This is a genomic window from Psychrobacter arcticus 273-4, assembly GCF_000012305.1.
In the GTDB taxonomy this organism is placed as follows: Bacteria; Pseudomonadota; Gammaproteobacteria; order Pseudomonadales; family Moraxellaceae; genus Psychrobacter; species Psychrobacter arcticus.
Genome location: NC_007204.1, coordinates 2,210,875 through 2,233,381 on the forward strand (window position 1 = coordinate 2,210,875; position 22,507 = coordinate 2,233,381).

The following is a 22,507-nucleotide window of genomic DNA, read 5'->3' on the forward strand; positions in this document are numbered from 1 at the left end:
ATTACCAATCATATCAGGCTTATTGACGTTATTGAGACTATTTATGCACCATGTTCAATCGAGCTGACCATCTTTACCTGCCAGCAGATTATGCCAATACTGATAGTCAGGCATCGCTGTCGCCACCGTCTGCCAGAACGCGGCACTGTGATTAGGATGATGTAGATGACAAAGCTCATGAACGATGACGTATTCGGTGCACTCAATCGGATAAGCAGGCAAATAGACAGACAGCCAAATACGGCGCGCGCGAGTATTACAACTGCCCCAACGCGTGTGCATCTTTTTTAGGCGTATTTCATTGGCTCTAGCACCGACAATCGGTTGCCACTTATCAAACAAAGAAGGTATGACTTTAGAAAGCTCTTGTCGATAGTAAGCTAGTTTCTTATCATCGCTTAAGCTGAAGGATTGCGATATGCCCCACAATAAAATAGGGCTGTCAGCAACTGAAGAATCGGACGAGGTGCTTTGTTTACGTTGGTATTGCTCTAAAACTTGTGCATGATTTTGTATCGCCCACGGCACCCGCTTAGCAATAGACTCTGCCATTTGTGCAGGGCTAATAAATGTAGGAACTGATACCATCAGTAGATGAGGCTTTAAGCGAAAATTGATATTTTTGACGCGCTTTTTTCTCACCTGTAGTTCAATGCTTGCCTCTGACAAACAGTGCATCGTACTTTGCAATAAAGGGCTATGGTATTCAGGTGGCACATTCATATCACAGTGCTTGCAGATGATTATCAAAAGACATCATATGGCATTTGATGTCTGTGCCGATAGTGTTATTTTTGGCGATAGCGTCTGAGTTTAGTTCTGAATCTAGTATGGTTAAATCATTGACACTCAATCGGGTCAGTTGGCCTTGTCCATCACTAACAATAAAGCCTGATTTTTGCTCTGCATCAACACTACCTTTGCCACTACCTGTCTTGCGACTATAAATGGAGGCGCCTGCACAATCTGGCAGACTGACAGAGTTGATTAATGCTCGAGTAGTCAAATCAAATATTGCCGCACAGCCACCGATTGGTGTCGTCACACACAGCAGGTTGCATTTACTATCAACCGCCACACTAGCGATATATTGATGAAAGCGTTGCCACTGATTATTGGGCATCGTCAAAGGCGTAAGCTTGATGTCGCCACGCTTATGGGTCAAGACCAACGGCACATTAATATGCTTCTCACCTTGAAACTGAATACCAATCATCACCGTGCCATCATCGTGCATGGCCAAATGACGTACACTCATCTGATTGTGCTCAGGGGTAATCTGCTCAAGCAATGACCCATCATGGCGGTTTAAATACACCAGTGAGGGGTGCATGGTATCAAGGTTCAGCTCCTCTCGAGAGGCTTGTTCGGTTTTGATACCGCCATTAGCGATTATTAAAGTCTCACCATCTGGATGCATAATCAGCTCATGTGGACCAATACCATACGAGTCAAACTCTGCTATTTTTTGATAACCTTTATCAACAGCATAAGCACCGATTTTGCCATCTAAACTTAGCGTGTCATTTTCAGTCACATATAACTTTGAACCATCTAAGCTATAGCAAGCATGACCATAAAAATGACGATTGGTTGCAGCATTAATCGCAAATCTTACTTGTCCTGTCGCAGTATCAAGCACCCAGAATTTTTCACTAGGGCGACGACCCATCACTACAACGTCACGACTTTGACGATGATTGAGATGATTGCTGACCGTATTATCTTCATACCTAAACACAGGTTGCACCACAATATCATGGACGCGCTCAGGCATGGTGGTTTGCCACACTACCTCTCTATCGGCATCGATACCGACCACACCAAAATCGTTTTCATTATCCTCATTTATCAGTGAGATATCTTTTGGCATAGAAGCCACACCACTGACCCAGCACACAGGACGAGCAAGCATAGTAGTCGTATGCATTGCACTAAAATTATTGGTCGCCAAACCACTGCTATTAGACTGCTTATCATTCATTGGCAGGCGATACGCTTGTTGCCACGTCGACGCTGCCTGCTGGCAAGAATAGCGAAAATGCCTGAGCATTGACCTTGAATGACTGGCTGACTGTAAGGCATTCATTTGAGAATAAATGCCGCGCACATAATCTTGCACACGGGCATCAGCTAAGTGCTGCTTACGATAGCGATGATGGATACCGACAAAGGCTGCTGTGCCAAGCATTGTCAGTATTGAGGTCGTCAGCAACTCATGGCTAAATGGTTTTGCTTTTAGCTGAGGCAACTGCTGATCAATGTCCGTAGTTAACTCAGCTACGGACGCTGCGGTACTCGCTTTGATAATCGCCATTATTTAATCGCCATCGGTACTATTAAAACCCACACGGATACCGAGCGTTGGAATCAATTGGCTTTTAATCAAGCGCGTGATGTTGGTGAGATGATCATACAGCTCTTGCTGCGTGGCTTTATCAGCAGTAGCCAAATCTTCTGGCATTTGTGCCAATAGCGCCGTGGTATCAGCAAGGGCGGTTGATAGCGTATCTGCTACGGTATTTTCATTATTGCTGCCCAAGATAGCAGTCAATACCGGATCGGTCATGGCTTTATTTAAGGTCGCTAATTTTGCATTGATAATCGCGCGACTTTGCCCTGCAGTCGCAGCAGGTAGATGACCTTTGGCTTTACCGCTCAAGCCTAATGGCTGCTCAATGGCGTTAGACTTCATCGTCTCTACCAATGAAAGCAGAGAGTTAAACCATTGGTTCAAGCCTTGATCGCTTTCGGCGGTTTTATCAATAGCCAACAGCTTAATGGCGTTTTGCTGCCAGTTTTTCTCAATATCCTTTAGACGTGTACCCAGCGCACTACTGGCACTCATAACATAAGCACACTGACCGGCGTCCAAGCTGTCATTAGCATAGAGTGCTTCCTCTAGACCGGGGATGCCTTGGACAACGGCGCTTTCATTAGCAAGTTGCTCAGCCGTCAGTGCTGGATTGGCAGTGATAAGATCAGCGACGCCGCCATGTACCAAACCGCGCTCATCAGGATAATAGTTGATATATAGATTGCTCATACTGGCAGTCGCAGGACCGAAGTTAACCATCTCAGCACTTGCCCATGCTTGTGCTAATACCAGCCACTGATCACGCAGTGCTTGTAATTCATCACCGCTGACTGGCGCTTTTTGACAATGCTTTTGTGCCAAATCATGCAATAAATCACTTTGTTTCGCCGCATCAGCATATGCTGGAATGACCATATCATTAGCCACATGGGTTAAATAGGTTTTTTCTGTCTCAGCACTGATATCAACAGCGACTATTTTTTCAGCATTTTTATTCGTACTGCTGCTATCACCAGCCGCAGCATTTTCGCCAGTTTTAGGCTCAGCACTGTCCTGTGCAACTTGTCTGTCTACCTCTGCTGCGTTATTGTCATCAGCAGGTTTGACGCAACTAATGAGTATTCCCGCACTTAATGCCGACAGTGCCATTGCTAACACATGGTTTATTTTCATAGGTTTCTCAGTAATGTTATCAATAATTATTTAGTACGTTATGTCTATCATCTGATAAGGCAGATAACCTTACCAACCTGTTACTCAGTCATTAAAAATAAGGAATAAAATTATTATAATGACTGTAAAAATGCACTCAATTCAGCACGCCCTTGTTTATCAAGCATCAGCACTTTTTGCTGCTGTTTTTTTGCTTCACCGCCATGCCACAGTACCGCTTCCATCAGCGTACGGGCACGTCCATCATGTAAAAACGTCGCTTGTGGATCAACGGTTTGGGCAAGTCCAATCCCCCATAAAGCGGGGGTACGCCACTCATAAGAGTTGGCTAAAAACTCAACCTGCAAGTTTTTTGGTGGCAGTTTGCCAGCGATGGTGCGATCCGCAAGGTCATCACCCATGTCATGCAACAATAAATCGGTATAAGGATAAATTACTTGTCCATGCTGCTCAAGATGGTCATCAGCCGTTTTTGGTAGCTGATATCTTGGCGTATGGCAGCTTTGGCAGCCCATATCGTAAAAACGTTTTTTGCCTGCTAATACCAATTTATCATCAGCATTACGGCGATGCGGTACTGCCAAATTGCGCGTATAAAACTCTACAAATTTTGCCACTTCATCATTGACTTCAACCGCAGGCTTACCATTACCTTGCTCATCAGCGCCTGTTATCGCATTGACACAAGCGGTTTGTGTTGGCATACATGATTCATGTGGACGAATATTTGAGGTTAAACCCATATCTTCATTAAAGGCACTCTGATTTTGGGCAATCAGTTTTGTTTGCCCTGCTTTCCAGCCAAAGCGACCTAATCCTACCTTTCCGGTTTTCGGATCCATGACCCAATTGAATTTACCTTTGATATCATTGCTATTTTTATGATTGCTAGCCGCTTGTTTTTTAATATCAGCATCAGGTATTTGTTCGAGCAGCCCAAGCCCAATCATAGGTAAAGCAACACGTGGCGATACCATGAGCTCCTCATCAAACGCACCATAACCTGGATTGGTTAAGTTAAAGGTCGGCGCGCGCAAGGTTTCGATATGCCCATCAGCAAAGCTAATCGGCTTGTCTGTCCACTGCACGGCTATCCTTGCTTCTGCCGGCACGCCTTGAATACCACGGTCTTGCAATTGACCACCGTACATAGGATGAGCAACCTTCTCAATGAGTGAGTCCTTTAACTGCTGACGCTGCCCATCAGTAGTCGCTGGCATCGCCAAACGAATGAGCAAACTGTCGGCATCGTCATCAGCGTTCATCGGAGCATGACCACGACCATCTTTTACATGACATGACTGGCAGGCGGCAACGTTAAATAACGCCCCAAGACCATCACGGCTATCGGTACTCGCCGGAGCAATCACCCACGGCTGACGGAAAAATGCATTACCAATAAAGAATGAGCCTTTACGAGATGCGGTGATATTTGATGAAGGTTTAGAGTAGCTCTCACTACTGGTAATGCTGATACCCGTATCACCGCCTTGCTTGATTTCCTGCGGATCAAAACTTACAAGCTGCTGCATAGGTACGCCTGCTAGGGCTTCAATCGTCTGAACGCGCTCAGGAGTCAATACCTGAGATTGTGAGTGTTCTTTAATTTTGCTGTTATTTTCAGCAGCATTATCAGTCACGTCTTTGGTTGGCTTACAGGCAATGATTGACAGGGCACATACGAGCGCTAGCGATAGTTTTAATGGCGCAGATATGGTTGTAGACGTTGTTATAGACTTGGATATAAAAGAAGAACAAAACGCGGGAAGTGACTTGGCTTTAAAAACTTTCTGAATGTGCATAGAGTACCTTAGTTCCATTATAGAACCATTAAAATCGCGTGCTATAGTCGGTGAAAAATAATATCGATACAACACGTACTACTGGTGCAAATTTTTCTTGCTTGCTGTGCCTACGCAGACAGAGGCTGCAAAAAATTTACACCAGCAATACGGTAGCGACTTTAAAGTATTTCAACTATATAATTTTTTTATTGCTAGTCGATAAGTCGCAGCGGCACACTGACTTATCTGGCTATTTTAATACGCTATAAAAAAACACGGTGCCAAGCAAAATTGACAACATATTTATTATACCTACATTATTTTCTTATGAAAATAATTCTCATTCACTGTTAGCGACTCATCAGGCATTATCGATCAACGTCATGCTCGCTGTTAAGCCAGTCATCTCATAACAAGTTAAAACTGCGAACCTGCATCTAAATTGTCAATACCGACGGCTTTTGCGGCATTTTCAATACCAGCTGTCAGCTCTTGCAGACTTGTGATACTGGTTTCAATCCAGCCGCGACGCTTGTTTTGCTCTTCAGCAGTCACACCTTGTTTGATCCCCTGACCCACAGTTGCAATCATTTGATCAATTTTGATATTTTCTTTTTCGCCTTTTTCAACAATCACATTAAAGGCAGCTTCTACTTTTGCAAAATCAGCAGCCAATTTATCAGCCGCTTCTGTATTGCCCGTATCGACAAGGTAATTCTTCAGCCCATAACCGCCTATTGTTTTGCCCGCGACTGTTTTGTAATCACCATTAAAGACATTCTGGATACCGCGAGCGTTATTGGCGTAGCTTAAGTGCGTCAAGTCACTAAAGCACTCATGTTCATCTTCGGTAGAACCGGTGACAAATGCCACTTGTATACGATCAGAGGCAAGCTCTCCAAGCGCTAAGCTACCCATTTGATACATGATTTGGTGCAGGCTATTTTTGTCCTTACGGGCCATTATGTCACTACGCAAGGTGTTTTCACTGTCAGGCTGCCATTCTGCTTCCATTGCAGTCAAATCATCAACCAACAGCTGAGTTGCCGCTTTTAAGTACTGACCTCGGCGCTCACAAACGCTAGCCTCAGGATTTTTGCTCTCACCACTGGTGCATTGACCATCTGTCGTGAGGTAATCACTGAATGGACGATTACCGGCACCTTCGGCAACGCCGTTGGTATCTTGACCCCATAACATAAACTCAATCGCATGGTAGCCTGTGGTCACATTGGCTTCACTACCACCTATCTCAGTCATCTCTGCGAGCAGCTCAGGCGTGATGGTGCTAGTATCTTGCTTGATACTACCAACCGTAATGCTATCGCTGTTGATGATATTGTCTTGGCTGTTATATTTACCTTCATAATTCGTGCTGACGTAATCGATCAAGGCTTCATCTAATGGCCAAGCATTTACCTGCCCTTCCCAGCTGTCAGTGCTAGCAATTTTACGTTGCTCATTGGCAGTCACAAAACCTTCATCAAATCTAAATACTTCAGTCTGTGAGTAGGGTTGGCGCGCTGCTTTATAAGCGGCTTTTGCGGCATCCAAATTTGCTTGCGTCGGAGTTTCTACATAAGTATTGACTGCTGTCTGTAAAATTTTTGCCGTTTCTAAAGCATCCTTATAAGCGGCATGCGCCATATCGGCATAACTAATCAGCAAGCGATCCATATGAGCTTGACCAGCTGCTGACGAGGTTTTGCTACCTGTTTTTTCAGCGGTTTCAACTGGCGTATCTGCGGTCGCTTTTTCATCAGACTGTTTGCTACAACCTGACACCATCAATATCCCTGCCAGTGCAGCAGCTAAAGTAGTCGGTAAAATTTTACGGCTTGTCACTGTCGTGATATTCATAGGTGTCCTTGATGGGCTACAACAAAATAAAGAAGAGATAAGATAAATCTTTCACATCGGTACTATAGTCGGTAGTCGGTAGTCGGTGAAAAGTAATATCGATACAACACAACACAACACGTACTACTGGTGCAAATTTTTCTTGCTTGCTGTGCCTACGCAGACAGAGGCTGCAAAAAATTTACACCAGCAATACGGTAGCGACTTTAAAGTATTTCAAATATAGCTTGATTATAGATACTAGCAATTATCAGTTTGCTATTAAAAACTGGAAAAAATAGATATCCGCAAAATAAATGCATGGGAATTATAATGTTATTGATAACTATTATCAAATATAACTTCTTAATAAAAGACAGAATTTATGCGAAAAAAAAGGCCAGCTTTATGCTGACCCTTTTTTTGATATTGATTATTAGCTAATCATTTAAAATTAACGAACGCTTTGTGGTGCGTTAACTGTTAACTCAACACGGCGGTTTTGTTGACGACCATATTCAGAGTTGTTATCTGCTACAGGGCGAGATTCACCATAAGCAACTACATTGATACGGTTAGAAGCTACGCCACGTGCACTTAAGTAGTTCGCTACTGCATAAGCACGGTCACGTGATAACTTCATGTTATAAGCATCAGTACCCTTGCTGTCTGTATGACCAGCAATAGTGATGGTGTTTTGGTTGTACTCATTCATCGTCGCGGCAAGTTTATCAAGCGTCGGCTTAAATGAGTTGTTCAAAGTCGCGTCATCAAACGAGAACGTGATGCTTCCTGGCATAACTAGGTCAATGTTACCATTGGCATTTGGTGTAACCGTTACACCAGTACCAGCCATTTGCTGCTCAAGTTGTTTTGCTTGACGCTCCATGTAGTAACCAACGCCAGCGCCAATAGCAGCACCAATAGCAGCATCACGACCAGTTTTTTCACCACCAGTGGCTTTTGAGATAGTCGCGCCACCAGCTGCACCAGCTAAAGCGCCGATAGCAGTTTTGTTAAGACGTTGTTGTCCAGTGCTAGGATCAGTCACACAGCCAGTAAGAACCAAGCCTGAAGCGATTGCTGCAACCATTAATGTATTACGCATAATATGTCCTCTTATTAAGTTAAAAAAATAATTGTACTTTTATGATAGACGCTAATGACAAATTAGCCATTAACCATATTGTTTGGGTGTTCTTTGGGTACTCATAGACACTGAAAGTATTATGGCAATCTCATGCTAATTCTGTGTAATATTTTGTCATATCTATGTATGAGAAGTGCATAAGTGTTTATAAATTGCGCTTTGTTACATTCATAATTTTCTATCGCAAGTCACGTTTATAGCCGTACACTCTATTCTTTTCTGCTAAAATCATTCAGCAATATTACAACAATAAAAGTAAGTACTCTATGACTCAAACGCTGTTTTGTTGGCAGGCAGTGCGAAAGTCCAAAAAGGGAATAACCCTGCATTAAAAGGCAAAAATATCGAAGAAGCAAAGCGTGCTTGTGCGCTATAGTCGGTGAAAAGTAACATCGATACAACAGGTACTACTGGTGCAAATTGTTACGATTGACTGGGCTAAAAGCGCCAGCCTACGATAGCCCATATTAAGTTGAGAGTCGCGTTTCAACTATATCTTGATATACCTGATGATTTATTTTTTGGCATTAAAGAAGCTGGCTACGAAAACGATGAGGCGATTAAAGCACAAATGTTTGATTGGGTAGCGCACATTTGGCAACAAAAAGAGCAGCGTATCAGCACCATGTTGGCTGAGTTTGAAACCAATCCCAAATCTGACTATCAGAGCAATTGAAACGACAGAATTTTGTCAAAAAAGATAAACGGCAAAATACCAAATTATAATGGTTGATGGCTTGTTTTTTGGCGTTATTCATTGATAATGTGGATAAGCATTAGAACGCTTTGTTGATTTAGTCGTGATTGGTGTAACACCACTTATGACTGCTGCCATTTATTACTTATAAGGACTGACTGTGCCCGCCTCTTCTTCTACTCGCCCGCCTATAGAGTCAACGTCCACGCTCAATCAGTCCTCAGCAGGCTTCGAACGACCAACAGGGTTACCAGAGTCTCCGCCTGTAAGACCGAAGCGTCCTAAGCCAAATCGTTTAAAGCTCACTTATGATATCGTGATGATCATAGCCATCAGTATTGATTTATTGCTAATCAGTACTGATGCTATTTTGATGAGTACTTTTAGTAGCGACGCGGCAAATTGGCTTGGAATTTCTAATCAGCTGCACTGGTACCAAAGTAACATCCATGATTCATTACGTACCGTGGGTGGCTTTTTTACCTTGTTTTTGATTGCAGAGCTGCTATTACGCTGGGCAATTGCCATCAAAGAAAAAATCTATTACCGTTGGTTCTTTTTCCCTTTTGTACACTGGTATGAGGTATTGGGCTGTTTTCCGCAATTGCGTGCGCTGCGATTATTTCGCGTTGTGATTATTGGACGACGCCTATATCAGCTGGGTTATCAAGTATTGCCGCAGCCATGGATCAATAGAATCAACTTCTATATCGATGTAGTATTGGAAGAGTTGTCTGACCGTGTCATTTTAACGACCATTCAGACCTTTCGGCAGGAGCTTACAGACCCTAAGAGACAAAAATCGTTTATCGACTCCACCATCTCGCGCAATCGTACTGAGATTGAAGCCGCCATACTGTCATTACTGCGTAAAGAGCTAACGCCAAAGCTACAAGCACTGACCAAGTCAGCAGGTGGCGGCGCTATCATCGCTAGTGAAGTGGGCAGTGCGATCCAAGAAGGGCTTGCCAACACGCCGGAATTGCGCCGCTATCTGCGCATGATACCTATTGCGGGTAGCTTGATTGAATCACAGTTACAACATGTGGGTCATAATATTGGTGAAAACGTGGTTTATGCGCTCAACGAGCGGCTACTTGATGCTGAACGTCTTGATGCATTGATGGTCGCTATCGCCAGTGGTATCGCTCAAATCAATACAGACAATCCGGCATTGGACCATCTCATTGCTAGCATTATCGATGATGGTCTGACAGAATTTGAAGCGCAAATAAAAGTTCAACAGTGGAAGCATCAAGATTTACTTAAATTATAAAGCTTTAAAATAATGATTTAATAAGAAAAACATCGCCACGAATACAGCATCATGACCAATTTTTGAGGATTTAGATTATGACCATTGCAGACAATAACAACCATATCGACACGGCGTCAGCCACGCCTGCTTTAGCCTTTTATGGCAAAATGCTGACCTTTTCACGGGTGCAGTTTAATACAGATGATTTCGTGGCGATTGCTGCTCAATTGCAAAGCACGCTGAGTAATAAGAGCAGTCATATTCCTGTGTTGATTGATAGCGAGGTTGAACAGGATCTATCAAAATTAGTAGAGCTGCTGTGGTCTTGGGGTTTGCAGCCTATCGGCGTGGTGACAGGTCTACTTGACGCGCAAGCACGCGACTTACGCTTGGCAATATTCCCAGCAGACGGCAAACGTATTGAGCGCATTTTACCCAGTAAAAAAGTGGTAACGCAGCTAAGCCAAGTCGCTACCTCTACAACGGCTGCTACTGATAATTGCAAGCCTAAAACGGATAACATGGACGCTCATCAAGCGCTACAAACAAGCGCAGATACCGAAGCCGATTTGTCTGTAGAAACTGCAGAGACCCTCATCAGTGCTGAGCATATTACCAGCCTTATCTATGATCAAATGCTGCGTTCAGGACAAAGCCTCAATCATGTCGGTGGCGATTTGATTTTGACCAACAGTGTCAATAGTGGCGCTGAAGCCATCACGGATAATAATTTGCACGTTTATGGTCGTGCTCAAGGGCGCTTGGTCGCAGGTGCTACTGGCGATAAAGACGCACGCATTTTTTGCCAAATCTTTAACCCCTCCCTTGTGTCAGTCGCCGGTACCTATTGTTTACGCGACAATCTGCCTGAGCATGTGATTGATAAATCGGTAGAGGTGCGATTTTTAGAAAGTCAGGGCTTGGTGTTCACCTTGATGGATGAGTCTCAAATCAATAAAGGCGTCAAAGCATAACTATTTATCTATAGTCAAAATACCCTAAAAACGCCACGGTACTGCTGGTATAAATTTTTTGCTGCCTCTGTCTGCGTAGGCACAGCAAGCAAGAAAAATTAATACCAGTAGTACATAATGTATCGATATGACTTTTTACTGACCATAGATATTGTTACGTTTAAAAGGTAAATGTATCAAAAACTGTTCTAATTTATATTGTAGTAAGTTTATTTAACAAAACTGCGCTATGATGAATTTGTAGCTCTGCCACTATCTACCACACCTGTGCGCGTATATAGTTGCAATACTTTAAAGTCGCTACCGTATTGCTGGTGTAAATTTTTTGCCGCCTCTGTCTGCGTAGGCACAGCAAGCAAGAAAAATTTGCACCAGTAGTACCTGTTGTATCGATATTACTTTGCACCGACTATATATCAGTCAGCTAATCGCTTAATTTTATATCTTAGCCGTTTGTATGCTTTAATAGAGACTTGCTATAAGTTCTGCTATATTTATGCTAGGCTTACGCTCGCAAAGCGTATATATACGGTGTATGGACGACCAGAAAATATACTTTTTTATAATATATATGCGGTTTTATATAATAAATATCTCATCAATTCATAGGAGTGTGCCATTGTGGCGAAGATTGTTGTAATCACTTCGGGTAAAGGCGGTGTGGGTAAAACCACGACCAGTGCTTCTTTTGCCGCCGGTTTAGCATTACGTGGCTATAAGACAGTTGTTATCGATTTTGATGTAGGCTTGCGTAATCTAGACTTGATTATGGGCTGCGAAAATCGGATTGTTTATGACTTTGTCGATGTTATCAATGGTAACGCACGCCTATCACAAGCGCTTGTCAAAGATAAGCAATTGGAAAATCTCTACATCCTGCCTGCCAGTCAAACGCGTGATAAAGATGCGTTAACAGACGAAGGTGTGGCAGAGATTATGGAAGAGCTTTCCAAGCAATTCGATTACATTATTTGCGACTCACCTGCAGGTATCGAACGCGGCGCGCAGCTGGCCATGTATCATGCGGATGAAGCCATCATCGTCACCAACCCTGAAATCTCATCAGTACGTGACTCAGATCGTATCATTGGTATCTTGCAAAGCCAGACCAAAAAGGTGGCTGAAAACCAAGGTTCTGTACGTGAGCATCTGATTATCACACGCTACAATGCAGAGCGCGCAGCGGCTAATGAGATGATGGATATTGAAACCATCTCAAATGACATCTTAAAAGTACCATTACTTGGCGTTGTTCCTGAAAGCCATTCCGTGCTGGAAGCCTCTAACCACGGTGAGCCCGTGATTCACTATACCGACTCTATAGCTGGTCAATGTTATGATGATATTGTCGCTCGATTCTTAGGTGAAGAGCGTCCGTTACGTCATATTGATGTGAAGAAAAAGAGTCTATTACAGCGCTGGTTTGGGGGTTAATAATGAGTAAGAAAAAAGGATTTTGGAGCAGCTTATTCGGCACGGATGACAATAGCAACACCGGCAGCGCCAATATGGCCACTGAGCGTTTAAAAGTTATTGTTGCAAGCGAAAATCGCTTGAGCAATCGCTTGACTGCCGACCGTATCGAAAAAATGAAACGTGAAATACTGGAAGTGGTCAATAAGTATGTCAACGGCGTGCAGATTGATGATGTCAATATCAATCATCGTTCTGAGGACAGCTTAGACGTGCTTGAGATGAATATTAACTTACCTGAGCATAAAAAGTAGATTTATTGACACCCTAACATCTATTTTGAACACCAAAAAAAGCCCTGTGTATAACACATAGGGCTTTTTTACGGGTGTATTTTACACTATTGAAACTATAGTCGGTGAAAAGTAATATCGATACAACACGTACTGCTGGTGCAAATTTTTCTTGCTTGCTGTGCCTACGCAGACAGAGGCTGCAAAAAATTTACACCAGCAATACGGTAGCGACTTTAAAGTATTTTAACTATATCTTCACACAAAAGTACTGTTGGCATCAATTTTGACGTGTCGTAACGACATGAAAAGTCTATTACTTGATACGGGCTATGAGGTTGTCTTTCTTTACAAACTGATGATACAAAGCTGCAGCGATATGAAGCACAGTAAAAGCAATAATCATCGACCAGATGATACCTGTATGCCAGTCATTAAAGAGTCGAGCCAACCCTCTATCTGGAGTTACAAATACAGGTATCTGAAATACACCAAACATATCAACCGGACGACCACCATACAAGGACATCAGTAGTCCTGCTATTGGCATGGCAATCAGCAGAGCATAGAGTGCAAAATGCGACAGTTGTGATAATAACATTTGCCATTTCGGCATCACTACCGCTGGTGGTGCTTTGGTAAAGATACGGTTAATGACTCGCGCTATCATCCAAAACAACAAGCTAACCCCAAAGGCTTTATGTAGACCAATATAGAGATTACTATCTAGGTTGTCATATAAAAAGATCATGGTCCACGTAATCAGCAATAAAATCGCGCTAATCCAGTGAAAAAATCGACTAGCAAAGGACCATTTTGTCAGGTTGGAATGGGTATTATTCATAAATTTATTGTGTCACCTCTGTCGCGACTGATTGATTAATAACTACTTAGGCATAGATATAAACAGCGAATATAGTCGGTGAAAAGTAATATCGATACAACAGGTACTACTGGTGCAAATTTTTCTTGCTTGCTGTGCCTACGCAGACAGAGGCTGCAAAAAATTTACACCAGCAATACGGTAGCGACTTTAAAGTATTTCAACTATACATCCATCAATTGATGCGCGATTTTATCAAAATCCGGCACCAAATACAGGGTATTATCAATCATCACCGTCTGAAAAAGATAGGATAGCACAACCTCTTCTTGCACACGTTCATGAACCGTATTGATATTGCTATTTGGTTTGATAAAATGCTCAGGTAGCTCAACATCTTTCATATCAGAGATACGCACCTGTCGTTGGTGCAGCTCACCTGAAGTCTGCAAAGCAATACGATGGGCTGATGTATTGCCTTCCAATACAACCATCTTATCTGGCATTTGATCACTCGGTAACATATGGAATACAGCCATTTTTTGCTGTTGCCACTCATAAAATGGCGTGTATTCGCTGTACTCATCTACACTCAAAATCAAACTGCTGGGAACAATCCAATCAGGCTGATCAAGCGCTGGAATGATCGTCACATCGAGCATACCATGAGTGGTGCTCAGTAAGCTTACTGCCTCAAATGAATGTTTCAACATCTGTCTCATAAGTCGCTCACAATAAATGAATGTGGAGTGTTGCTCTTCGCTTTATCAGCAATATAGACGGACCTTTTCATCCAATAAGCTTTGAATTTTATCAAGCAGCTGATTTTCTTGGAAAGGTTTGCCGATATAGTCGTTTACCCCAATCTTAAGAGCACGCTCACGATGTCTTTCGCCCGTCCGTGACGTAATCATAATAATAGGCAGATGCTGCAAGCACCCATTAAGTCTGACTTGAGTGGCAACTTCAAAACCGTCCATGCGCGGCATTTCAATATCGAGTAGCATTAAGTCGGGCGTCATCTCTTGTAGTATTTCAAGCGCATCGATACCATCTTTGGCAAGCACAACATTGAACCCGTGACGCTCTAAGAATCGTGACGTTACTTTTCTGACGGTAACTGAATCATCAACGACCAAAATAGTGGTATTAGATTTCACGTTTCTTGGTTGAGCAACTTTAGAATGTGTGACGTCTTTGATCAAAGCAGTATTACGCATCAAGACTATCAAATCTAGAATAAGCATCACCGAGCCGTCGCCTCTAATGGTGGCGGCTGAGATACCGGATAAACTTGAGAACTGTTGTCCCAAAGGCTTTACCACCACTTCGATACGTGAACCTTCTATTTGATCGACTTGTAGAGCCATATTCTGACCACTGCGCTTTTTGATGATAATAAGCGGAACGCTGGTATTGGTATTAACGACCAGCTCATTGAGCTTATTACCGGATAAAATCTCATTTAAATAGCGTACACGATAATCAGTGTCTTCAAAATTGAGGGTTGCCTCGCCCGATTGATAATAGTCGTAAACTTTTTCTGAATTAACGCGCACTACACGCTCAATTTGCACCAAAGGTATGGCGTAGTAACGGTCAGCTGCTCGAACTACCAAAGCATCAGACACAGCTACCGTTAATGGCACACGTATGGTAAATCTCGCTCCTTTGCCAAAATCTGAAACCACTGATACGGTACCGCCTAGCTGACGAATCTCACTGATAACAACGTCCATACCGACGCCGCGCCCCGATATCTGCGTTACTTGTTTGCTGGTACTAAGACCGGCAGTAAAGATATATTGCATGATATCAAAGTCGCTAATATTCCTATCTTTAGCGTCAATCAAACCTTGAGAGATGGCTTGTTCACGTACGGCTTCTACGTCAATACCTTGCCCATCATCATTTAGCAAAATGACAATTTCATCCCCTTCACGTAGTACTTCAAGTGTGATTTGACCGCGGCGCTCTTTACCTGCTGCAAGCCTTTCTGCCACACTTTCGATGCCATGATCGACCGCGTTGCGTAATATGTGCTCAAGCGGTGAGGTAATGCGTTCTAGGAGGATTCTGTCCATCTCATCATCAGCGTTAATAATTTTGAGCTCAACCGACTTATTAAGCTCATTAGCCGTTTGGCGCACGATACGCTCAAGCCTTGGTGTTATTCGCGTGAAAGGCACCATACGTGAGTTCATCAAGCCATCTTGTATTTCAGTCTGCGTCCGCGATAGCTGCAGCAATAGACTTTCACCGTCACGCGTTTTTTCTAGTAAAGTATGGTTGATATCCACTAAATCCGATGCCGACTCTGACAAAGATTTTGACAGCTGATTAAAAGAAGAGTACTGATCCATCTCTAGCGGATCAAAGCTTTCATGATTGACCACATCTTCATCAATCTGCGATAAAATCTGCATCTCAAACTCAATCTCCATACGGCGTAATTGACCCACTAGACGCTGTATGGTAGTACCCATCTCTTCAATACTCTGGGTCAAGCTACTGATACCCATATCGATACGACCACGGTTAATCGCTGATTCACCTGACAGATTAATCATATGCTCAATAAGATCGCCTGAGATACGAATCATCTCATTCTTATTGGTATTTTTCTCATCTTCAATCACATCATTAGCCATCAGCGGCATGGCGCTAATATCTTTTTGGATAGAGGTGGTCTCTTGCTTTTCTTTAGCAGTTAAAATCGCTTCACGCTGAGCTTGCAGGGTTTCTGTTGGTATCTGCTCTAAGCTATCAGGGTTTTTACTAAATTGCTGCAATGCCTCAATCAGTAAACTAGGTGTTGGCGGATTGACTTGCTGTGAGAGAATAAACAGAGCATCTGCCAGCCAGTCATGACAAGCCGTCAATAGCTCTAATACCTTTTTGGTCACAGGGCGGCGGTGAGCAACAAAGTCTTGATAAACGGACTCCATTTCATGAGCGAGGTCAGCGATACCCGTAGCAGTGATCATGCGAGCCCCACCTTTTAGGGTATAAAGGTCACGCTGTAGTGCTTGCAGTGCCACCATATCACCAGCATCACTGAAGAATAACTGTAGATATTCATTACGATTGGTGAGCGCCGCTGCTTCTTCTAAGAACACTTCTAAAATATCAGGGTCAGGTAAGCCATGTGCCCACGATTGCTGGATGATTCTATACAAACTTAACGTATCGGCCGCATTTGCTACAGGTTGAGCATCTTGACTGGCAAAGATTTGAGGCTCAGCTGCCACATGGTTATGTGGCATAGGTACAATAAGCTGAACGGTTTCTGGCAATGCTTGTGCTTTTAAAAACTGCTGTAATTGCGCTATCAGCTCAGGAGCAAAAAACGATTTTTTATAGCGTACACTGTATGCCACCTGCAGCGATAAGGTATCTTGAACCACTTGCATAATCTGAAGCCACTGCGCGGTTGGCTTGCGTTTAGATTCTACAAACGCCTCATAAACACTTTCTGCTTCATGGGTCAAGTCGCCAATACTGCGGATACCTGCCATACGCGCACCACCTTTGATGGTATGCAGATGGCGTTGGAGTACCTTTAGGGTATTGATATGGGTGATGTCTGCACGCCACTTACTAAAACTATCGACCAGTGCATCATCAAGCTCTTGCGCTTCTTCTAAGAAGATTTCTAGTAGCTCAATGTCAGTATCGATGGTTTCAAACGCTAGCTCAGGTGCGGCAATACTTTGCACGGCAGCCTGTTCTTCTTTGGCTATATTTTCATCACTTTGATTATTGTCTTGCTTAATACTCTGTAACTGCTCAAGCACTTGCTCATCAATTTTTAATGAAGTACTGCCTGCTAAGGCATCAAATAAACCGACTAACTGCGCATGACCCGCAAGTAGAATTTCTTGGATATCAATATCTACCGCTTCGTTAGGATACTGGCTCAAATAACAATAAGCATATTGTAAGGCGTTAAGAATAGAGACGAATTTTGGAAAGGCTTGTGCTTTATCAGTCAGATATTTAATTTGTAAGATTTGCTCAGCGATATATGCTTGGATTTGATTCATATCAGTGCTGTTAAGCGCTTCATTTAATTGCCACTCTGCATCTAATAACTCATCAATATTTCCATCCAGCAAGTCACTAATCGTTGGTTTATCCTCAGTGCTCGCCTCACCATCATCATCTTGCTCTTCAAGCATCGCCTGTAACGATGCAATATCCTGCTCGCTTTGCATATGCTCTGCCGATATATCCTGCTGCTGTGCATGTTGTTTATAGTTATAAAGATAACCATCAATAAGCGTTACAGATTGAGCCAATGCGGTTAAATGACTTGCATTCATCGGTATATCATGCTGCTGTAGAAGCTCTAAGCTTTGCTCTATCGTCGCACTCACGTCGCTAATGGCAGTCAATGCACTAGAGCCAGAAGCTGCTCGCAAGGTATGGAATGCGCGCACAATTTCGTCACTTACCTCGACATGTGGCTCATTTTGATGATGATGTACAAAGTCATTGATGCCTTCTAACAACTCTTCTGCCTCTTCAATAAAGATATCAAAGAACGCCTGCTCTTCTTCACTTTGAGGCATCAAAATAACTGGTGCTTCTGCCATCTTTTCATTGACTGAATGAATCGTCTGCAAAGTGCAATCAATTGCTTCATTATTCTCCACATCTTCAATACAACTGCCTAAACCAGAGTAGAGTGTCGCCTGCTCAAAATGCTGTGACCATTGACTGTATAATGCACGGTAGCTGAATTCATCACCTAACTGCTTGCAGTAAGCATTGGCACAGGCAACCCACAATGGCACCATAGCAGGATAGTCTTGGCTTTCATGCTCAAAGGTCATCAATAACTCAGGATACACAGCCAAAACATCACCAATAAGTTGCTGTATATCTGCTGAGGCAGTAATACTCCTATCTAAAACACGGTTTAGCATGTTTTCTATAGACCATGCTAGCTCAGCGCTATAGTGAGCGCCGACCATACGACCAGAGCCCTTTAGGGTATGAAAGCCACGGCGTATGTCTGTCAGTTCAGTCAAATCACTAGGTAAAATCTGCCAATGTTCATATAAAGGGATGATTTCGTCCAAGACTTCATTGGCCTCTTCTATAAATATCTCTTTGATATCAGGATCAGCGGCGTTTGCATCTGCGGCTAGCGACTCTGCTTCCAGGATAAATGGCTGCAATACTAAAGGTAGCTCTAAACCTGCCAATGCACACAAAGTATCTGTTGGCTCAGCGACTGAGCTTATGGCTTGCGAGTGTAAATCATGCTCAAGTATATAATGATCTGATACATAGTCCGATTCTTCAATATCAGCTGTTGATGATGGAGGCGCAGCAGCTGCCAAACCCGCATTCAGCGGTTGCTGAGTCATCAAGTTGTGGCTTTTCAAAAGAGTGATAGCAGGATCAAAGCTTGGTGGCTGCTGTGCTGCAAAGTCGATTAGCATCGCTGGTAGGCGTTTGGTGGTTTCTGTTATTAAGGTCACCACATCGTCCGTTACCGGTAGCGTGTTATCCAACAAACGATTGAGCAGATTTTCGATAGACCATGCCATCTCGCTGATGCTAACAGCACCAACCATACGCCCTGAGCCCTTTAAGGTATAGAAACCACGACGTAGCTCAGTTAATGGCGTTAAATCTTGCGCATCTTCCTGCCATATTGGTAAAAAGTCTTCTAAATCAGCAATCACCTCTTCAACTTCTGCAATGAATATTTCTCGAATGTCTTCATCGATATCGAAGTTATCAGGCTTGAGCTGTTGACGCATCTGCAATAAAGCTGCACTATCTTCTATATTTATCACATTTTTATTATTTACTGTTGAATCAGTCAACGTCTCAGTACTAAAAGAGGGCTCAATAATAGGCACAATCTCACCGCTGTCGTCATAGCGCAGTACATCGGTGGCTGCTATTTTTTTTGTGAGGAAAGTATCGTTAATCGTTTCAGGCGCATGGATATACGCATTAAGTAGCTTGGCTGCCGTATCAGTATAAGTATTTGCTTTTTTTAGTAGTGCTTGATCAAAAAACTGCTGCGCAAGATAATCCAGTAATAGCTCAACGGCGGTCAAGCTCTCTGCCAGCGCTTGGGTAACATCCCAGCTCAATATTGCAATTTTATGAGTATGTATCTGTACAAATATATCGGCTATCTTATCGGTTACTTCACCAATCGATGGCAGTCCCATGCTATTAAAAGCATGGCTCATGCTCGTAAAATTTGTCTGCTCTGGTAATAACTCTAACTGTTGGCGCTGTATATAGTTATGAAAATCTTGCTTAACTTCTTCAACAGCAATACGCAACTCGCGTAACTCTGCATTATCAGAACCAACATACAGGCTGTTTTCTGGTTGTAAGTCATTATCAATGCCAGAAAAAATAGTGAATGCAGCTCCATCACCAATCTTGATAGCAATCATTTGCTCTGTATTATAAACAGCGCTATACAACTCTTGTAGCTGACGCTCAATTTGCCATTGTTCTTGAGAAAAATATTGGTCTGATGAGAGGCTATGCTCTATATCAGTCGCAATAGAAGCAATTTGTGAGGCAAACAATGTCCAACCACGACCTTCAAGCTGCTTACTTATTTGTGCTAAAGGCTTTAACAAAGTATGAGGCTTATCAAGCGCAAAAATAATCGTCTCAATCTCACTCAATATACGGGGTAAGAGACGTACTTCAGCGTCTGTCTGCACACCACCATTCAATAAAGATTGAGCATTATCACTGTTATTGATAAGACTACTTAATGCGCTATAAATATGACTGATGAGACTTTGAATCTCGCTTATAGATGGCTCAATCTGATGTTGACGATTATCTATCAATTGATCCAGCTGACTTAATATCCCTGCATAATGCTTAGGTAGCGGTAGTTCATTTTGCCCAAGATCTTGTAGCCACAGCTCAGCCAGATACCACAGACGCTGTAAATCAGCTTCTTGCGCCGTTTGCCATAGATAGTGGCTGACCTTTTCTAGCACAGTCAAGATAGCGGGCTTATTCATATTAGCAGCCAGCAGTTTTTGCGTCTGTTGGCGCCAGACTAACAGTAATTGCTGATGCTGTTGGCTATCTAAATCTGACACTGCCATACTCACGGGTATGGTTATGTCAATATCATCATAATCCGATAAGCCAGCCAAATTACTGACTGTAGTAAATGACGGCGTATCTGCAAGCTGCTCCGTTACTATGTCAAACTGCGATAAGACTTGAGCGAGATCATTCCGTGTTTTATTCATTAAAACACTATGATATCTACCTGTGCGCACATAATGTTCCAGCTCACGCTGTAATACTCTATGAGCAATCTGCCCTATTCTAACTCTCTCAGCAGCCAGATTGGTGCCTAAGCTGTTATTATTCAAACCATCAAAAACAGCGGCTCCTGATAATAGGCTGAGCTTATTCGCTAAACTTGCCAGAACAGGCAAATTAATCATGATCAGCGCACCAGCAATCTCATGATAGCACTGTGCCATTTGCTCATCATTAGCGTGCGCTACCCCCAATTGCCAGCCATCAGCCACCTGTGATAATTGCTGATTAAACAGTGGCAATAACCACTCGAGCGTCACCATATCATGGGGCTGTTTTTTCATAGATTCATCCTGACTCTTTTAGGCGCTAATTTAGGTACTGATTTTTTGCCATGCATTGATCTGTGGGTGCGCAATACGGCGCATATTTGAAGGACGCCAAAATAACGCCTCGCCTGGAGCCAATATAATATAACCACCTAAGGCGCATTGCTTTGATAATCGAGCCAAAATATCACGCTGGTCAAACTTGCGAAAATATAACAGTACGTTTTGACAAACAATCACTTGTTGTAAATGCGCGGTAGGCGGTTTTTCATCCATAATATTGTGTAAAGCAAAGCGAACCTGCGATTTTAACGTGGCTGTGATCTGCCAGTAAGCATAGCTACTACTTACATTGGTTCTGCTTACGTTGATTCTGCTTAGATACGCGTTACCAACACTCGCTTCGTCATCTATGATTGCTGGTTGTAATGGTTGCACAAACTGCTGACAATATGGTGGGATTAATGATTGCTGTTCGTCGTCATATTGACCCAAGCGCGCCTTTGCTAGTACTTGTTGACTCACATCAGTACCCAAGATCGTATAATTGCTCAACTGCTTTGCGGCCAAACTCATTGCCAGTGACCACGTCTCTTCTCCACTCGCGCAGCCCACACTCCATATGCGAAACATCTCACTAGTATCATCAGTTGTAAGCTTACGCCGCTGATGCTGCTCTGCACATTCTGTGACAAAATCTATAGAAGGCAAGTGACGAAAAAATCGGCTTTCATGAATCAATGCTTTATCAAGCAAACGCTGGCGTAGCTCATCATGAAACGGCAACTGCTGCCACAACTGGACGCTAGTCAATCCATAAGACAATGCCGTCTGAATGACCGCGTTTTCCAACCAATTGTATTGAATGTTGGGTAAAATAAAACCAGTCTCACACTCTATATAGCGTTGCCATTGCCTGGCATCAAAATCATGGTCATACCGTATCATTTTTACCTTATCTTGCATGAAGCTTTCTATTGCTGCAGCTTCAATTATATGAATAATATTACTGTCTTTTTGAATATGATGCTTCATGTGACCTGCTATTAATGTTTCTGCTCCAATAATGTTGCTGCTGCAAACTTTATAATATCTGTTTAGAGCAGCAATTTGCTTAACATTCTTATAGAACAAATCATAAATGCTATCGACAATTATTACATACTGTCTGAGACTCTC

General features: G+C 42.9%; 15 protein-coding genes. 5 read left to right on the forward strand and 10 right to left on the reverse strand.

Annotated features, from left to right (window positions below):
* Positions 1-54: 54 nt before the first annotated feature.
* The 6 genes from PSYC_RS09320 to PSYC_RS11980 form a co-directional block, all read right to left on the reverse strand.
* On the reverse strand, positions 55-723 hold the full coding sequence (locus tag PSYC_RS09320; RefSeq protein ID WP_011281059.1) for a M48 family metallopeptidase: 669 nt from the start codon (positions 721-723) through the stop codon (positions 55-57).
* 1 nt (position 724) lies between these two features.
* Positions 725-2,317, reverse strand: a complete 1,593-nt coding sequence (locus tag PSYC_RS09325; RefSeq protein WP_011281060.1) for a DUF1513 domain-containing protein — start codon at positions 2,315-2,317, stop codon at positions 725-727.
* Between the two features lie 3 nt (positions 2,318-2,320).
* Entirely contained in the window at positions 2,321-3,490 is a 1,170-nt protein-coding gene (locus PSYC_RS09330) for an imelysin family protein (protein ID WP_011281061.1), read from the reverse strand.
* Between the two features lie 113 nt (positions 3,491-3,603).
* Positions 3,604-5,292, reverse strand: a complete 1,689-nt coding sequence (locus tag PSYC_RS09335; RefSeq protein ID WP_011281062.1) for a di-heme oxidoredictase family protein — start codon at positions 5,290-5,292, stop codon at positions 3,604-3,606.
* A 399-nt stretch (positions 5,293-5,691) separates the two neighbouring features.
* The gene (locus tag PSYC_RS09340) at positions 5,692-7,134 is read right to left on the reverse strand and encodes an imelysin family protein (protein ID WP_011281063.1); all 1,443 of its coding nucleotides are present in this window, start codon (positions 7,132-7,134) and stop codon (positions 5,692-5,694) included.
* Positions 7,135-7,567: 433 nt separating this feature from the next.
* Positions 7,568-8,221 (reverse strand): OmpA family protein, encoded by a 654-nt coding sequence (locus PSYC_RS11980; protein WP_011281064.1) that lies wholly within the window; start codon positions 8,219-8,221, stop codon positions 7,568-7,570.
* A 514-nt stretch (positions 8,222-8,735) separates the two neighbouring features.
* On the opposite strand from PSYC_RS11980, the gene PSYC_RS09350 reads away from it, so the two are divergent.
* From PSYC_RS09350 to minE, 5 genes are all read left to right on the forward strand, one after another.
* Positions 8,736-8,939: a hypothetical protein gene (locus PSYC_RS09350; RefSeq protein WP_011281065.1), complete on the forward strand. Its 204-nt coding sequence runs from the start codon at positions 8,736-8,738 to the stop codon at positions 8,937-8,939.
* Positions 8,940-9,120: 181 nt separating this feature from the next.
* The gene (locus PSYC_RS09355) at positions 9,121-10,236 is read left to right on the forward strand and encodes a hypothetical protein (RefSeq protein ID WP_011281066.1); all 1,116 of its coding nucleotides are present in this window, start codon (positions 9,121-9,123) and stop codon (positions 10,234-10,236) included.
* A gap of 77 nt (positions 10,237-10,313) precedes the next feature.
* On the forward strand, positions 10,314-11,192 hold the full coding sequence (gene minC / locus PSYC_RS09360) for a septum site-determining protein MinC (RefSeq protein WP_011281067.1): 879 nt from the start codon (positions 10,314-10,316) through the stop codon (positions 11,190-11,192).
* 621 nt (positions 11,193-11,813) lie between these two features.
* Positions 11,814-12,626, forward strand: a complete 813-nt coding sequence (gene minD, locus PSYC_RS09365) for a septum site-determining protein MinD (protein WP_011281068.1) — start codon at positions 11,814-11,816, stop codon at positions 12,624-12,626.
* A 2-nt stretch (positions 12,627-12,628) separates the two neighbouring features.
* Positions 12,629-12,919 carry a cell division topological specificity factor MinE gene (gene minE, locus PSYC_RS09370; protein ID WP_011281069.1) on the forward strand — a complete coding sequence of 97 codons (291 nt, stop codon included), beginning with the start codon at positions 12,629-12,631 and terminating at the stop codon, positions 12,917-12,919.
* Positions 12,920-13,214: 295 nt separating this feature from the next.
* On the opposite strand, the gene PSYC_RS09375 is transcribed toward minE, so the two are convergent.
* The 4 genes from PSYC_RS09375 to PSYC_RS09390 form a co-directional block, all read right to left on the reverse strand.
* Positions 13,215-13,742 carry a cytochrome b gene (locus PSYC_RS09375; RefSeq protein ID WP_011281070.1) on the reverse strand — a complete coding sequence of 176 codons (528 nt, stop codon included), beginning with the start codon at positions 13,740-13,742 and terminating at the stop codon, positions 13,215-13,217.
* 203 nt (positions 13,743-13,945) lie between these two features.
* Positions 13,946-14,443, reverse strand: a complete 498-nt coding sequence (locus tag PSYC_RS09380; RefSeq protein WP_011281071.1) for a hypothetical protein — start codon at positions 14,441-14,443, stop codon at positions 13,946-13,948.
* 45 nt (positions 14,444-14,488) lie between these two features.
* Complete coding sequence (locus PSYC_RS09385; RefSeq protein ID WP_011281072.1) at positions 14,489-21,343, reverse strand: Hpt domain-containing protein; 6,855 nt, start codon at positions 21,341-21,343, stop codon at positions 14,489-14,491.
* Positions 21,344-21,373: 30 nt separating this feature from the next.
* The gene (locus PSYC_RS09390; RefSeq protein WP_041757772.1) at positions 21,374-22,363 is read right to left on the reverse strand and encodes a CheR family methyltransferase; all 990 of its coding nucleotides are present in this window, start codon (positions 22,361-22,363) and stop codon (positions 21,374-21,376) included.
* Positions 22,364-22,507: the final 144 nt, after the last annotated feature.

Coding starts and splice junctions, on each gene's coding strand:
- PSYC_RS09320 (WP_011281059.1), bottom strand. CDS start 723: ATGAATGTGCCACCTGAATACCATAGCCCTTTATTGCAAAGTACGATG.
- PSYC_RS09335 (WP_011281062.1), bottom strand. CDS start 5,292: ATGCACATTCAGAAAGTTTTTAAAGCCAAGTCACTTCCCGCGTTTTGT.
- PSYC_RS09380 (WP_011281071.1), bottom strand. CDS start 14,443: ATGAGACAGATGTTGAAACATTCATTTGAGGCAGTAAGCTTACTGAGC.
- PSYC_RS09330 (WP_011281061.1), bottom strand. CDS start 3,490: ATGAAAATAAACCATGTGTTAGCAATGGCACTGTCGGCATTAAGTGCG.
- PSYC_RS11980 (WP_011281064.1), bottom strand. CDS start 8,221: ATGCGTAATACATTAATGGTTGCAGCAATCGCTTCAGGCTTGGTTCTT.
- PSYC_RS09390 (WP_041757772.1), bottom strand. CDS start 22,363: ATGAAGCATCATATTCAAAAAGACAGTAATATTATTCATATAATTGAA.
- minE (WP_011281069.1), top strand. CDS start 12,629: ATGAGTAAGAAAAAAGGATTTTGGAGCAGCTTATTCGGCACGGATGAC.
- PSYC_RS09385 (WP_011281072.1), bottom strand. CDS start 21,343: ATGAAAAAACAGCCCCATGATATGGTGACGCTCGAGTGGTTATTGCCA.
- minC (WP_011281067.1), top strand. CDS start 10,314: ATGACCATTGCAGACAATAACAACCATATCGACACGGCGTCAGCCACG.
- PSYC_RS09325 (WP_011281060.1), bottom strand. CDS start 2,317: ATGGCGATTATCAAAGCGAGTACCGCAGCGTCCGTAGCTGAGTTAACT.
- PSYC_RS09340 (WP_011281063.1), bottom strand. CDS start 7,134: ATGAATATCACGACAGTGACAAGCCGTAAAATTTTACCGACTACTTTA.
- PSYC_RS09375 (WP_011281070.1), bottom strand. CDS start 13,742: ATGAATAATACCCATTCCAACCTGACAAAATGGTCCTTTGCTAGTCGA.